Annotated in this window: 12 protein-coding genes; 7 read left to right on the top strand and 5 right to left on the bottom strand. The window is 48.0% G+C overall.

Annotated features, from left to right (window positions below; translation table 11 throughout):
* Nucleotides 1-6 precede the first annotated feature (6 nt).
* Both NDK19_RS12955 and NDK19_RS12950 read right to left on the bottom strand, forming a co-directional pair.
* A complete protein-coding gene (locus NDK19_RS12955) occupies nucleotides 7-1,830 on the bottom strand; it encodes a 1-deoxy-D-xylulose-5-phosphate synthase (protein WP_250632318.1) in 1,824 nt (607 codons plus the stop codon).
* A gap of 69 nt (nucleotides 1,831-1,899) precedes the next feature.
* Nucleotides 1,900-3,993, bottom strand: coding sequence for a tetratricopeptide repeat protein (locus NDK19_RS12950; RefSeq protein WP_250632317.1), 2,094 nt, complete (start codon nucleotides 3,991-3,993; stop codon nucleotides 1,900-1,902).
* Between the two features lie 57 nt (nucleotides 3,994-4,050).
* Here NDK19_RS12950 and NDK19_RS12945 point away from each other — a divergent pair, with 57 nt between their 5' ends.
* From NDK19_RS12945 to coaD, 4 genes are all read left to right on the top strand, one after another.
* Nucleotides 4,051-4,977 (top strand): WD40 repeat domain-containing protein, encoded by a 927-nt coding sequence (locus NDK19_RS12945; protein WP_250632316.1) that lies wholly within the window; start codon nucleotides 4,051-4,053, stop codon nucleotides 4,975-4,977.
* 123 nt (nucleotides 4,978-5,100) lie between these two features.
* On the top strand, nucleotides 5,101-5,841 hold the full coding sequence (locus tag NDK19_RS12940) for a DivIVA domain-containing protein (RefSeq protein WP_250632315.1): 741 nt from the start codon (nucleotides 5,101-5,103) through the stop codon (nucleotides 5,839-5,841).
* A 215-nt stretch (nucleotides 5,842-6,056) separates the two neighbouring features.
* Nucleotides 6,057-6,446, top strand: coding sequence for a dihydroneopterin aldolase (folB, locus tag NDK19_RS12935; RefSeq protein ID WP_250632314.1), 390 nt, complete (start codon nucleotides 6,057-6,059; stop codon nucleotides 6,444-6,446).
* Between the two features lie 27 nt (nucleotides 6,447-6,473).
* Nucleotides 6,474-6,956 carry a pantetheine-phosphate adenylyltransferase gene (coaD, locus tag NDK19_RS12930; RefSeq protein WP_250632313.1) on the top strand — a complete coding sequence of 161 codons (483 nt, stop codon included), beginning with the start codon at nucleotides 6,474-6,476 and terminating at the stop codon, nucleotides 6,954-6,956.
* A gap of 317 nt (nucleotides 6,957-7,273) precedes the next feature.
* Here the strand turns inward: coaD and hppD are convergent, their stop codons facing one another.
* Nucleotides 7,274-8,404: a 4-hydroxyphenylpyruvate dioxygenase gene (gene hppD / locus NDK19_RS12925; RefSeq protein ID WP_250632312.1), complete on the bottom strand. Its 1,131-nt coding sequence runs from the start codon at nucleotides 8,402-8,404 to the stop codon at nucleotides 7,274-7,276.
* Between the two features lie 417 nt (nucleotides 8,405-8,821).
* Between hppD and phhA the strand changes: the two genes are divergently transcribed.
* Entirely contained in the window at nucleotides 8,822-9,559 is a 738-nt protein-coding gene (gene phhA, locus NDK19_RS12920; RefSeq protein WP_250632311.1) for a phenylalanine 4-monooxygenase, read from the top strand.
* Nucleotides 9,560-9,635: 76 nt separating this feature from the next.
* Here phhA and NDK19_RS12915 read toward each other — a convergent pair whose 3' ends face one another.
* Complete coding sequence (locus NDK19_RS12915) at nucleotides 9,636-10,766, bottom strand: MraY family glycosyltransferase (protein ID WP_250632310.1); 1,131 nt, start codon at nucleotides 10,764-10,766, stop codon at nucleotides 9,636-9,638.
* Between the two features lie 33 nt (nucleotides 10,767-10,799).
* A complete protein-coding gene (locus NDK19_RS12910) occupies nucleotides 10,800-11,255 on the bottom strand; it encodes an NADH-quinone oxidoreductase subunit A (protein WP_250632309.1) in 456 nt (151 codons plus the stop codon).
* Between the two features lie 66 nt (nucleotides 11,256-11,321).
* Between NDK19_RS12910 and rlmD the strand changes: the two genes are divergently transcribed.
* Nucleotides 11,322-12,755, top strand: a complete 1,434-nt coding sequence (gene rlmD, locus NDK19_RS12905) for a 23S rRNA (uracil(1939)-C(5))-methyltransferase RlmD (protein WP_250632308.1) — start codon at nucleotides 11,322-11,324, stop codon at nucleotides 12,753-12,755.
* A 26-nt stretch (nucleotides 12,756-12,781) separates the two neighbouring features.
* Complete coding sequence (locus tag NDK19_RS12900) at nucleotides 12,782-14,119, top strand: vanadium-dependent haloperoxidase (RefSeq protein ID WP_250632307.1); 1,338 nt, start codon at nucleotides 12,782-12,784, stop codon at nucleotides 14,117-14,119.
* The last annotated feature ends 1 nt before the right edge of the window (nucleotide 14,120 follow it).

The following is a 14,120-nucleotide window of genomic DNA, read 5'->3' as shown; positions in this document are numbered from 1 at the left end:
GTATAATCACGGTTGTCGGGTTGCATCTGTCTTTTGCCAAAGTTCCCGCAGGCGGGCTGTGATATGGGCTGTATCAATGCCGCAGTAATCGTACTGCTGAGCGGGCTCGCCGTGGGGAATAAACTCATCGGGGAGCCCCAGCCTGATAACAGGTACGTTCAGTTGGCGGTCGGCTAGCCACTCCAACACTGCCGAGCCAAAACCGCCCGCAAGGATGCCGTCTTCTACTGTCAGAATGGCGCGATGTGCGGCTGCCATCGCAAGCAGTTCTTCGTCTAAGGGTTTAACAAAGCGCATATCGTAATGGCTGATGCGGATGCCTTCTTCGGCAAGTGCAATGGCTGCCTGTTGCACAAAGTTTCCCGTATGGCCAATGCTCAGTACAGCTATTCGTTCGCCACGCATCAATATTCTTCCTTTACCGACAGGAATTTTTTGGAAAGGTTGCCGCCACTCTTGCAAAACGCCGTGCCCGCGCGGATAGCGAATGGCAAAAGGTTGTTGTATATCGGAAAGTTGTGCGGTGTAGAGCAGTTGGCGCAATTCTGCCTCATCCATCGGGGCGGCTATCAGCAACTCGGGGATGCAGCGCAGAGAGGCTATATCAAAAGCGCCCTGATGGGTGGCTCCGTCTGCCCCTACCAAGCCGGCGCGGTCGAGGCAAAAAATTACTTTCAGTTTTTGCAAACAGACATCGTGAATCATTTGGTCGTAGGCACGCTGGGCAAAAGTTGCGTAGAGGTTGCAATAAGGAATCATGCCCTGTGCAGCCATACCTGCGGCAAAAGTAACAGCGTGCTGTTCGGCAATGCCCACATCAAATGTCCGTTCCGGAAAAACATCCATCAGCCGCTGCATGGACGAGCCGGAAAGCATGGCAGGTGTAATGCCGACTATCTGCGGATTCCGGGCAGCCAGTTCTGCAAGCGTTTCCCCGAAAACATCCTGATATTTGGCGGGCTGAAAACTTGGTTTTATGCTGATAATTTCGCCTGTATGCTTATCAAATTTGCCGGGCGAGTGCCAAAAGGTTTGGTTTTGCTCGGCCTGTTCCAGCCCCTTGCCTTTGATGGTTCGGCAATGAAGTAAGCGAAGCCCCTGTTGTGCTTTTAGCGCTGTTAATTGGTGTACCAATGCGATTACATCGTGGCCGTCGGCAATGCCGTAATAAGGAATGTTGAGCGATTGGAAAAAATTAGTAGGTGCTGTCGGGCTTTGGTTAGGCCATTGCTGCATTTGCTCGTGCAGTGCGCCTATGTTGGGGTCAATCGAGATGCCGTTATCATTAACAATCACCAACAGATTTACTTGCCGCTGGCTGCTGCTTGCGGCGTGATTGAGCGCTTCAAAGGCCATTCCGGCAGTCAGCCCTCCGTCGCCGATAACGGCTGCATGAGTGCGGGTATAGTTGCCTGCCAGCCGTGAGGCATTGGCCATACCCAAGGCTGCCGAAACCGATGTAGAGGAATGACCTGTTCCGAAGGCATCAAATACGCTTTCTGTGCGAACGGGAAAGCCTGCAATGCCGCCCCACTTCCGATTGGCGGCAAATGCTTTGCGTCTGCCGGTCAGAATTTTATGACCGTAAGCCTGATGCCCTACGTCCCAAATGAGCACGTCATCGGGTGTTTGGAGTACATAGTGGAGCGCCACGGTCAGTTCCACCGTACCCAGACTTGCCCCCAGATGTCCTCCCGAACGCGAAACATGGTCTATGATAAACTGCCGCAGTTCGTGGCATACCTGTGGCAATTGCTCAACGGGGAGTTGGCGCAAATCGGCAGGGGTTTCTATACGTGCGAGCAACGGGAATTCTGTGGCAGTTTGCATCGGGCAAAGTTACTCGGATTTGACCATTGTAGTGAACACGGCAGACACTGGAAGGCGTGTTACTGCTGCTTACAACAGGGGCAGCATAATGCGGAAAACCGTTCCGACACCCAGTTGGCTTTCTACGCCAATAGTTCCTCCGAGCGATTCTACCTGAGTTTTAACCAAATATAAGCCAAGTCCTTTGCCTTCGGTGTGGGTGTGCATCCGTTGGTACAGGCCGAATATTTTGTAAGTATCGGTATTGGCAAGGTCTATTCCCAGCCCGTTGTCCGCAACGGTCAGGCAGCAAAAATCGCCTACTTGGTCAGATGAAACCACAATATGCGGGGTGCGGTTCTCGGCGCGGTATTTAATCGCATTGGACACTAAGTTGTGCAAAATACTGTGCATGTAGCCTCTGACCGTGTAGAGTATGGGCTGTAAGGTAAAATCGTACTGAATACTCGCCCGTGTGGCTGCAATATTGGCTTCCAAACCAATCAGTACCTGCCGCATGATTTCCTCCAAATCAACTTTTTCTTTCAATGCATCGAGGCTTTGGCGGGTAGAAATAATAATGTTCAGGTCTTTGATGACTTGGTCAAGGTTGGCTGCCGATTTTTGCAGGTTTTTCAATATCTCTATATTGAGCGGGTCATCTAACTGATTGACATTAAAAATGCTAATCAGCCCCAGTATTTGGGTAATGGGCGAGCGGATATTGTGAGAAACGATGTAGGAAAATTGTTGAAGGTCTTTGTTGTGGCTGTTGAGGCCTTTAATAGTAGCTTCAAGGTCGCGGGTGCGCTCTTTGACCATCTGTTCCAAATTGGCAGCTTGGGCGGCTATTTGTTTGTTCTGTTCTTGCAACAACCTGTTTTTCAAACCAATTTCGTATTGGCTGCGTTCCAAATCAAGGTTTGCGCGCCTGCGCTTCCGATTAAGGCGTATCAGGAAGAATAACATCGGTATGACCACCGCTGCAAACAAAAGGCTGCCTACGAGCAGATAGTTGCGCTCCTGTTCTGCCGACTCGGCTTTTTTCTGCATCAATTTATCATGTATTTGCTGAACAGCCTCCGCATTCATAGTGCGCACTTGTTCTAATTTCTTTTGCGAACTGTAACTGTTGAGCGAATCGCCCAAGTGTTTGTATGCTTCCAAAAATTGTAGTGCGGTCGAGGCATCGGCCAATGATTTGGCATACAGATACCGAAAACGCAAGTAGGCAAGTTGGGCTTCGGCACTTATGGCAGTAGCATTGGTCAGTTTTGCTGCTTGTTGTAGCAGTTCCGCTGCTTTTTGCTTGTTACCTGTACTAAGATAGGTTTCGGCCAGCGTGCAGTTATCAACAACGGCGCGGCTGGTATCCCGATATTCTAAGGCAGAAAGGTAGCTTGCTTCCAACAGGGGAATGGCTTCGCGGTATTTCTGTTGTTTAAAATACACCTTCCCGATATTCCCCTTAGCCGTTACTACCCACTGCGGCATGTTGTAACGGGCGGCAAGTGTGGCAGCATGTTCAAAATAGCCTACGGCCACATCGTAGCGTCCCTGAAAGTGATAAATGCGCCCTATTCGGTTATAGGCTCGCAGCGTATGGGTGATATTATAGCGCGTATCTCTTTGCAGAAATTCGTCTAAAAAAACTTTGGCTTGGTCGTAGTCGTTTACGTCAAAATACAAATTGCCAATCTGATAATTCATTACATTGGCAAGGGTATGATTTCTTAGCTGCTGGTAGATGACAAGTGCCTTGGTTTTATAGTGCAGCGCCGAGTCGTAGCGATTCTGTTTGTTGTAAATATCGGACAGTATGCGAAACGATGATGCTTTACAGTTATCATCCCCTATTTTTGCAGCCCATCGGAGTGCAAGATGTGCATAGAGGATAGCTTCCGAAAACTCTTGCTGCTGATAGGCATAAATGGCCAACAGATGGCTTTTGGCAAAATTTTCAACTACCAACTTAGGGCCGTAATAGCTGGCATTGGCCTTGTACAGCAAGCGTTCAAGCGTTTGGGCAGATAGGGTATCGTAGTCGCCGCCGGAAGCAATCAGTTTCTGATAGCCTGCTATCGGGTCTGTTGTATCATCCCCGACCGATTGGGTTTGCCCCATCAAGGGTTGAGCGAAAAGCCAACTTGCTATCAGTAAAACAGATGTAAAAAACCTGTACATGCTCTGAAAAATGCGCCTCATACAAAAATAAGACTAATCAGGGAACTGCAAAGGGATATGGCTAAAATACAGGTAAAAAAAATTGCCACAATGACAGGCCATGCCGACAGCCTCTATGCGCTTGCTCCTGCCGCTGCGCCCGATTGTTTTTACTCGGCAGGCAATGACGGTCTGGTTGTGCTGTGGGACAAAAACAAGCCTGAACAGGGGCAACTCATCGCCAGAGTATCCGGAACGGTATATGCCCTTTGCCCGCTTCCCGAGGAGCAAGCGCTTGTAGTAGGGCAAAACAACCAAGGGGTGTACCGCATCCAAACAGACACGCGACAGGTTGCAGCCTCGGCCGCCGTTACTTCGGCTGCCATTTTTGATATAGCCTGCCAAAACAATCGGCTGTATGTCGCCACAGGCAGCGGCGAGTTGGTTGTGCTGACTGCCGACCGCCTGCAAACAATCGGCAAATGGCAAATTTGCGACAAAAGCCTGCGTTGTTTAGCCCTACATGCCTCCCTGCCGCATTTGGCAGTTGGTACAAGCGACCACCATATTTACATTATAGACCACCGCACCATGCAGCCCATAGCAAAGTTAGCAGGGCACACCAACTCCGTTTTTTCACTTACCTACTCGCCTTGCAGGCGTTACTTGCTCAGCGGCAGCCGCGACGCACATTTGCGCATATGGAACGTGGCAGCCGGCTATGCGCTGCAACAAAGTATTGTTGCACATATGTACACCATCAATCATATAGCATACAGCCCCGATGGCAGGTGGTTTATTACTTGCAGCAAAGACAAATCCATTAAACTCTGGGAGGCCGCCACATTTACCTTGCGGAAGGTGATTGACCGTGCCCGACATGCCGGCCACGGCACTTCGGTAAATAAATTGCTTTGGCTCAACAATAACCAATTTGTTGCCGCTTCCGACGACCGAACGCTGTCTGTTTGGGAGTTTACTGTGGAAAACTCAATCAATTTTTAGCAAAAATAAGTCTGTTGTTGGATTTTTCTTGGTTTTCTCTAATTTGCAACCGCTATATTGCGTTATCATGTAAAACATTAGTTGTTGAAACACATTACAGGCTAACGGCAGGCAGCCCCTTTTATGAAAGTTACATCGTTAGACATTCGCAAAAAATCCTTTGAAAAAGTAACCTTTGGCGGTTACAGCAAAGAGGAAGTCCATTCTTTTCTGAACGCACTGTCGCAGGCATGGGAGGAAGTCGGCTACCGCAATCAGGATTTGGAAGCCAAACTTGCCAATGCCATGTCGGAACTGAACCGCCTCAAAGATATAGAGGCTTCACTTTTCCGGCATCTGAACAAGTTGGAAGACAGCAACAATGCGCTGCGGGAAAATGCTAAACGCGAAGCTGACCTATTGATGTATGAAACCCGCATCAAAGCCAATCAGATATTGGAAGATGCCCGCATGAAAGCCCGCGCCATGATTAAAGAGGCAAACCAGCGCACCCATCAGTCGCTTTCGGAAATGCGCGAGGAACTCCGCAAGTTAGACTACACCTGCCGCCTGTTGGAAAAACAACGCGATACCTTGCTCCACGAAATGCGGCAACTGATTACCGATACTCAACACAGAATAGACCAAGTAGAGGCCTTCAAGCGAACGGTCGTTTACGAAGAAGAAATCCGCAAAGCCAACGAGCTGATGCGACAACAAAACATGCAGGCGCGGCAGGATTTAAAGGAAATAGACGACCATTTGCAACAAAAGAAACCATCTGCATCGCCTACAATGCCGCCGCCTGTACATCAGGAGCCGGAAAAACAAGTGGTGTCTTCTAACAATGAAGATGCGGACTGGTCATTTTTTGATTCGCTGTAATCACAGGAGGTATTGATGAAGCAATTTGGGTGCGTGAGCAATATCAATCGGCATCTCGTCATTTGCATTTAGGAATTCGGAGTTTAAAAAATCAGCGAAAAATCACGTTATTACCAACCATAAATGTGATTATGTAATTACACTTAATTTTGCCGAATCACTTACCGATGAAATAACTCATCATTCCATCATCTAACCAACTCACCTACATTTCCATGCCTCCCGTTGATACCGTCTCTCTCAAAGGGCTTGTTTTTTTTGCTTACCACGGCTACTACCCCGAAGAGCGCAAAATCGGCAATCGGTACGGGGTAGATATTGTCGTGCGCACCGATTTAAGCCGTGCCGCCGTCAACGACCGTTTGGCCGATACCATTAACTACGAAACCCTCTACGCCATCGCCAAAGAGGAAATGGAAAAACCCGCGCAGTTGCTGGAACACTTAGGCGAGCGCATCGTACAACAGATTTTCAACCGATTCGGCACTGCTTCCCATGTAAAAATCGTCATTCGCAAATACAATCCGCCGATTGGCGGCATCTGCCATGCTGCCGAAATAGTTCTGCGGAGAAAGCGTAAGGAATCAATATCGGGCGTATCTTAGTGCGCACTAAAACCATAATCTACACCTATGTCAGCCCGAATTGCGATTTTCCCCGGCTCGTTTGACCCTTTCACCCGAGGGCATGAAGATATTGTGCGTCGCGGCAGCCACTTTTTTGACCACATCATCATTGGTATTGGCCATAACAGCCAAAAGCAACGCTTTTTCCCCTTAGAACTGATGATGGATTGCATCCGCGAAACTTTCGCTGATACGCCGAATGTGTCAGTGGAAACCTTTCAGGGGCTTACTGCCCTGTTTGCCCGGCAAAAAGGCGCACAGTTTCTCCTCCGCGGATTGCGCAACACCACCGACTTTGAGTATGAAAACTCCATTGCACAAGTCAATAAGCAGGTGGTAGCAGGTTTGGAAACCGTATTGCTCATCACTTCGCCGCATCTGGCTTATATCAGCTCTACCATCGTGCGCGATATCTACCGCTACGGACAGAACGTGGATGCCTACCTCCCTTATTCATTGGAGGCCGTAAAGGCTAAGTACGGGCATTGATTAAAATTTCGGATTTCGGATTGGGGATTTCGGATGTAAGTAAATGAACAAATTTAAGCACATCAATCGGCACACGGACGTTAGCAGATTTTATGGTCAAATGCTTTATTCCGCTTCAAATCCGAATCCTGCAAATAAGTCAGCGTAAAAACATGTCATCCATCTGCCCGAAATACTTGCTCTGCAAAAGCCTGCTGTAAACTCAACCACTGGAAATATAACTCGTAGCTATTCAGAATTTTGACCGATAAAAAACACCGACAGGCAAATGCCTGCCGGTGCTTCAAATCATACAGCAATCACTTCTAAGAAGTTCCTTACAGCGTTCCGCGGAGCATCTGCTCGCGCTCGATGGCCTCAAACAAGGCTTTGAAATTGCCTTTGCCGAACGATTTAGCCCCTTTGCGCTGAATAATTTCAAAAAACATGGTGGGGCGCGGCTCTACCGGACGGGTGAAAATCTGCAACAAGTAGCCCTCTTCGTCGCGGTCAATCAGAATACCCAACTCTTTCAATGGCAGCAGGTCTTCGTCTATTTCGCCCACACGCTCCAAAACAGTGTCGTAGTAAGTGGCCGGTACGCGCAGGAACTCAACGCCGCGGTTGCGCAACTGTGTAACCGTTTCAATAATGTTATCGGTTGCTACGGCTATGTGTTGTACGCCCGCTCCGCCGTAAAAATCCAAGTATTCTTCTACCTGTGATTTTTTCTTTCCTTCCGCAGGTTCATTAATCGGGAATTTGATGCGGCCATTGCCGTTGCTCATCACCTTGCTCATCAGCGCGGTGTATTCCGTAGAAATGTCCTTGTCGTCAAAAGACACCAGTTGCGAAAACCCCATTACGCGAGCATAAAAATCAACCCATTTGTTCATTTCGTTCCAGCCTACATTGCCTACCATGTGGTCAACATATTTCAAACCCACGTCCGCAGGGCGGTAAGCAGGGTTCCACGCGCGGAAGCCGGGCAGGAAGGGGCCGTTGTAGCGGCTGCGCTCTACGAATATGTGAACAGTTTCGCCATAGGTGTAAATACCCGAACGAACTACTTTGCCAAATTCATCTTCTTCGGTTACAGGCTCCATGTAAGGTTTAGCCCCGCGGCTCACGGTTTCGTTGAAAGCAGAAACCGCATCGTCCACCCAGAGGGCAACTACTTTTACGCCGTCGCCGTGCAGGTCAATGTGGCGACCGATTTCAGTGCCTCCTTTCAGTGGCGAAGTGAGCACAAGGCGAATTTTACCTTGCTGCAATACATAGCTCTCGCGGTCTTTCAGGCCGGTTTCCAAACCTGCATAGGCAAGCGGTTGAAAACCGAAAGCGCTTTGGTAGTAATGAGCAGCCTGTTTGCAGTTGCCAACATACAACTCTACATAGTCTGTGCCATTGATGGGCAGAAAGTCGGTAGTTTCGGCTACTCCCGGTGCTTGCATCTCGAGCGTTTTCATATTGTTATTCCTGTTAGGTGAGTAAAATCTGATTGGTGGAACAAAGCTACGAAAAAATAGTTGTTTTACTAATTATTATCATGCAAAAGATTAAAAATATGGCCCGAATGAACTCAAACAGCTTTGGCAGGGTTTTAAAGGAAACATAGCACGGTAAGAGCAGGTGCGCAGCAAGCACAATACTTTGGCCTTTATTTTGCCCTATCGCAAGAAAAAGCGTATCTTTGCATGGCTGAAGCACATTCTTTTGCAAAAAGCGATGTGATAAAGTTTAAGTTTTTATACAAATTAATTTGACGATGAAGAAAGGCCGTTCTCTTTGAGGGCGGCTTTTTATTTTTTCCGCGCCAAAACATGGATTTTTTGAAACAATTAATTAACTTGCCAATAGTTGCTTTACTAAATAATAACACTACAATGATAGAGAAGCAGGACTATAGCCGCTATACCGATGAAGACAGACAGGTGTGGCAATTATTGTTTGACCGACAAATGACATTGTTGCCGGGGCTTGCTTCGAGTGCCTACATAGAAGGGATTGCCAAAGTAGGTTTCCGCCGCGACAGAATCCCTCATTTTGATGAAGTAAACGAAGCACTCGCCAAACACACAGGCTGGCAGTTGGTAGTAGTTCCCGGCCTGATTGACAACAAACCGTTTTTCGAGCTGTTGCTGAACAAAAAGTTTCCGGCAACTACTTGGTTTCGCAAACTTGCCGAGTTGGATTATCTGGAAGAGCCTGACATGTTTCACGATGTATTCGGGCATGTGCCTTTGCTCACTAATCAGGACTTCTGCAACTTTTTGAGCGGTCTGAGCAACATCGCACTGGAATACATTGACAACGAGTGGGCAATAGAACTCATATCAAGGCTTTACTGGTACACGGTAGAGTTTGGTCTGATTAACGATGCCGAGGAAGGATTGCGCATCTATGGAGCAGGTATTTTGTCTTCCAGCGGCGAGTCTGTTTATTGCCTTGGTGAGCAACCGCTGCGCGTACCTTTTAATGTGGAAGATATCATCAACACACCTTATATTAAAGACAAGTTTCAGGAAAAATATTTTGTGATAGACTCTTACCGCCAACTCTACGACTCATTACCCGAAGTGGCAAGAGTTATCAAAAAGCATGTAAGCGTAAGCATGGCGTAATTGCCACATAAAAAGCTACTGATGAAGCGTTTATAACTTGCTCAACCCGTTGGTACATTGTTTGCCGACGGGTTTTTTATACGCCCTCACCCACTTTCTCTTTGCCGGTGCTTCTGGTTTTCTGTGTGGCTTTACGCACATCGTGAAGCAAATTCCCCTTTTTGCCGTTGAATCGGGTGGTTCTTGATTTTAGAAAACGGGTCAGTATGATGGCAGAGATGATGCCGCCGGGTACAAGCAGGTTGTCGTTATATCCTTGAAGCAACAGTGCAGCGATGATAAATGCGAGATTGAAGGCCAAAATAATGGTGGTAGCTACGGCATGAGGGAAGTTCATACCGATGAGCAGATGATGAATGTGGTTGCGGTCGGGGGTAAAGGGCGAAACCCCCGATGCCACTCGGAGGGTAAATACGCGGATGGTATCAAACAGCGGGAAGGCCAGCAAGCAGGAAACAAACATAATCGGGCTGGTAAAATAATGTGCGGCCGTTTCCGGAAGGCGGGCATTATCTCCCAAGAATTTGATGGTTACGGCAGCAGCCATAAAACCAAGCAGCAGCGAGCCACAGTCGCCCATAAATATTTTGGATTGATAATTAAAAATCAGAAAGGCAAGTGTGCTGCCAATAATGCCGAAGCAAAGGGCAGCAGTGGCCATATCGCCGTTGATGTAGAACCAAGACCCGTAAGTGCCAAATACCAATATCGCGATAGAACCCGCCAACCCGTTGATGCCGTCAATCAGGTTGAAGGCATTGGTAATAACCACGATGGTAAAAATACTTACGGGATAGCTGACGTAAATCGGCAGTTCGCCGATGCCCAGCAGGCCATGCAAGGAGTTGAGGCGAATATCGCCAAAGAAAATAATGATGAAAGCGCCCGCAATTTCGGCTAAGAGTTTGATGCTTGGCCGCAAAGGCAGGAAGTCATCGCGGAAGCCGATAATCAAGATGCCTGTGGCAGCAGCGAGCAACGGCAGATTGAACAATTCGCTGCGCCAGAAAGACCAAAGCAACAGGGTGATAATCAGACCTATAAAAATAGCCAATCCGCCAAAGCGGGGAATTTGCTGCGAGTGCACTTTGCGCTCGTTGGGCAGGTCGTGGATTTGATAGCTGTGCGCTACCTTAATTATCTCAGGCATCAATACCAGCGAAATGGTAAATGCCAGCAGGGCACAGCAGACAAGTTCTTCTATCATAGCGGAAAGGTAGCCGAAACATAAACAGCAATTTTATTGCCGTTTATTAAATGCTTCATAAACAGAACGGGGAATCGGGCTGTTTTGTATGGGTGTTTGCGAATAATTCATCTTACCCCAGTTGAAGTAACCTTTTCGCCACACATAGCCCAGTCCAACTGCCAGAATAAATATGAACAAAAAAATTTCAATACTCACAAAAGTTGCCCATGCGGTTGAAGCGGCTGCCTGTGGCCGAAAGGCTGCCACTGCCCACGGAAATAGAAACAACAGTTCGGCCTCGAACAATAAGAAGACAAGCGCAACAATGTAAAAACGGCTGTTAAAAAGCCTGTGTGCGCTGCCGACAGGCTCCTCGCCACACTCATAGGCAGTCAGTTTATTGGCATCGGGGCGATGGGGACGCAGCAAACGCCATACGCCAAAAGTGGTTGATATAAAAACCAAACTGCCGACAATAAAGAATAGCGTTGGAATGAGCAAATCCATGTGCAAAGATAGGTAAAGAGGTAGATTTGCATCGCAAGGATGTGAAACAAAGCCTAATTTTGTGATATGGGAAGGACGAAAAAAGTTGACCTGCTGTTGGAGCGGGTGCATATTGAAGAAATGACTACCGAGGGCAAAGGGCTTGCCCGCCATAATGGAGTTGTGGTTTTTGTGGAGGGGGCTGTCATAGGTGATATAGCTGACGTTCAGGTATATCTGCAAAAGAAAAACTTTATGGAAGCCCGCCTTGCTAATTTGGTTGTGCCTTCGCCGCAACGTCGCGAGCCGCACTGTGCGCACTTTGGTTATTGCGGTGGGTGTCGTTTCCAGCACCTGACCTACGAGGCGCAATTGCAATGGAAGCAAAAACATGTGCATGATTGCATCGAGCGGATTGGTAAGGTGTTTATACCCGAGCATCGCACGATTCTGCCTTCGGCGCAAACTACGCACTATCGGAACAAATTGCAGTTTTCTTTTTCCAACAAGCGCTGGTTTCCGCGTGAGATGCTGGCAGAAGCCCCACACATGGAGCAAAATGCGGTCGGGTTTCATGTGCCCAATCACTTTGATAAGGTTATTGACATTGAGACCTGTTACCATCAGGCCGACCCTTCTAATGCACTTCGCAACGAGTTAAAGGCCTTTGCCCTAAAAAACGGCTATACTTTTTTTGATATTTGGCTGCAAAAGGGCTTTTTGCGAAACCTAACCGTGCGCAATACAACGCTGGGGCAATGGATGGTTATTTTGCAGTTCTACGACAATCTGCCCGAACAGATTGAGGCTACCATGCAGTTCATTGCCAACCGATTTCCGGAAATTACTTCCCTATTCTATGTGGTCAATCAGAAAGGAAATGATACATTTGACGACCTTGAACTCACTTTATACAAGGGTATCCCTTACATAGAGGAGCAAATGGAGCATATGCGTTTCCGAATCGGCCCCAAGTCGTTTTTTCAGACCAACAGCCGTCAGGCAGTGGAACTCTACAAGGCAACCCGTGCCCTTGCCGGGCTTACAGGGGAGGAAATAGTGTATGACCTCTACACCGGAACCGGAACAATTGCCTGCTTTGTTGCCAATCAGGCCAAAAAAGTAGTTGGTATTGAATATGTAGAAGCTGCCGTTCAGGATGCTTGGTTGAATGCTTCGTTGAATCAGGTAGACAATGCCTCGTTCTTTGCAGGCGATATGGCGCAGGTATTCAACGATGCCTTTATGGCGCAGCACGGTATTCCTGACGTTATCATTACAGACCCGCCGCGTGCGGGCATGCATGAGTTAGTGGTGCACGCCATTAACAACAGCAATGCCAAGAGGGTGGTTTACGTAAGTTGTAACCCATCTACGCAGGCACGCGATTTGGCACTGATGGCAGAAAAATACGTGCCTTTAATTTCTCAGCCTGTTGATATGTTTCCGCAAACAACACACGTAGAGAATATTGTTTTATTAGAGCGTCGCGACCTTGTGGAACGGCGGCTGAAAATTTGATGAACTTTCTAAAATAACAAACACCTATGAAAAATTTTCTTCGTTTAGGAATCATCATTATCCTATGGCAGGTTGCAGGTTGCCAATCAACCTCTGACTACGACAAACAACTTTCAAATCCGGAGTTCTTGCATCGCTCGGTGCAACAACTGACAGAGGTAATCGTGCACGATATTTTTTCGCCGCCTGTTGCTTCCCGCATCTATGCGTATGCGTCTATTGCAGCCTACGAAACAATGGCATTGAGCAACCCCCAATACCGCAGCATGGCCGGGCAACTCAACGATTTGCAACCCATTGCAGGGATAGACACTTCCCGCAGGTACTCCGTGCCGTTAGCGGCCGTTCATGCCTATCTGACTGTGGGTAAAAAGCTCATCTTTTCCGAGAAAAAGATAGAAGACTTTCAGGAGAAACTGTACGCCGAAATGAAAGCGGCAGGTATTCCCGATGAAGATTTTCGCCAATCTATGGCAGTGGGGCAAGCCGTAGCCGACCATATTATGGCATGGGCAGCCAAAGACCGCTACAAAGAGACCCGAAGCGCACCCAAATTTACGGTTACGGCCTCCCCCGGTCGTTGGATTCCTACGCCGCCTGCCTACATGGATGCCATAGAACCTAATTGGAATCAGATTCGCCCCTTCACGCTGGCAAGAGCAGACCAGTTTGCTCCGCCTCCTGCAACACCTTTCAGCACCGATACGGCCAGTAATTTCTACAAAGAGGCTTATGAAGTTTATCAAACAGGTAAAAACCTCACCGACGAGCAGAAGGAAATTGCCAATTTTTGGGATTGTAACCCTTACAAAGTCAATTTGCAGGGGCATGTGATGTATGCCACCAAAAAAATTACCCCCGGCGGGCACTGGATGAGCATTACAGGTATTGTCAGCCGCACGGCAAAAGACGATTTCAACAAGGCAGCAGAAACTTATGCTTGGATAGCTATTGGGCTTGCCGACGGATTTATCAGTTGTTGGGATGAGAAATTTCGCAGCAATGTCGTTCGCCCCGAAACCTATATCAATGAATACATTGACAAAGCATGGATTCCACTGTTGCAAACACCTCCTTTCCCCGAATACACCAGCGGGCACAGCGTAGTTTCGGGTGTTGCAGGCGAAATTCTTACCCATTTGTATGGAGAGCCTTTTTCTTATCAAGACAGTACTGAGGTTCGCTACGGCTTGCCGGTACGCAGTTATATCTCCTTCCGTCAGGCTGCCAGTGAGGCCTCAATTAGTCGGGTGTATGGAGGTATTCATTACACGCCTGCTGTCAGAAATGGGTTGGAGCAAGGCAAACAAATTGCCGCACATATTATCAACACTCTGAAAACGCGGGAGAAGACCCAACCTTAGC

It is taken from the genome of Rhodoflexus caldus, from assembly GCF_021206925.1.
GTDB classification, from domain to species: Bacteria; Bacteroidota; Bacteroidia; order Cytophagales; family Thermoflexibacteraceae; genus Rhodoflexus; species Rhodoflexus caldus.
The sequence above is the reverse complement of the archived record's forward strand: the minus strand, read 5'-3'. Positions and strand labels throughout refer to the sequence as shown.

What these genes read in the sequence shown, in the direction of transcription:
- NDK19_RS12945 (WP_250632316.1), top strand. Translation starts at nt 4,051, where the DNA reads ATGGCTAAAATACAGGTAAAAAAAATTGCCACAATGACAGGCCATGCC.
- hppD (WP_250632312.1), bottom strand. Translation starts at nt 8,404, where the DNA reads ATGAAAACGCTCGAGATGCAAGCACCGGGAGTAGCCGAAACTACCGAC.
- rlmD (WP_250632308.1), top strand. Translation starts at nt 11,322, where the DNA reads ATGGGAAGGACGAAAAAAGTTGACCTGCTGTTGGAGCGGGTGCATATT.
- folB (WP_250632314.1), top strand. Translation starts at nt 6,057, where the DNA reads ATGCCTCCCGTTGATACCGTCTCTCTCAAAGGGCTTGTTTTTTTTGCT.
- NDK19_RS12940 (WP_250632315.1), top strand. Translation starts at nt 5,101, where the DNA reads ATGAAAGTTACATCGTTAGACATTCGCAAAAAATCCTTTGAAAAAGTA.
- NDK19_RS12900 (WP_250632307.1), top strand. Translation starts at nt 12,782, where the DNA reads ATGAAAAATTTTCTTCGTTTAGGAATCATCATTATCCTATGGCAGGTT.
- NDK19_RS12915 (WP_250632310.1), bottom strand. Translation starts at nt 10,766, where the DNA reads ATGATAGAAGAACTTGTCTGCTGTGCCCTGCTGGCATTTACCATTTCG.
- NDK19_RS12955 (WP_250632318.1), bottom strand. Translation starts at nt 1,830, where the DNA reads ATGCAAACTGCCACAGAATTCCCGTTGCTCGCACGTATAGAAACCCCT.
- NDK19_RS12950 (WP_250632317.1), bottom strand. Translation starts at nt 3,993, where the DNA reads ATGTACAGGTTTTTTACATCTGTTTTACTGATAGCAAGTTGGCTTTTC.
- phhA (WP_250632311.1), top strand. Translation starts at nt 8,822, where the DNA reads ATGATAGAGAAGCAGGACTATAGCCGCTATACCGATGAAGACAGACAG.
- coaD (WP_250632313.1), top strand. Translation starts at nt 6,474, where the DNA reads ATGTCAGCCCGAATTGCGATTTTCCCCGGCTCGTTTGACCCTTTCACC.
- NDK19_RS12910 (WP_250632309.1), bottom strand. Translation starts at nt 11,255, where the DNA reads ATGGATTTGCTCATTCCAACGCTATTCTTTATTGTCGGCAGTTTGGTT.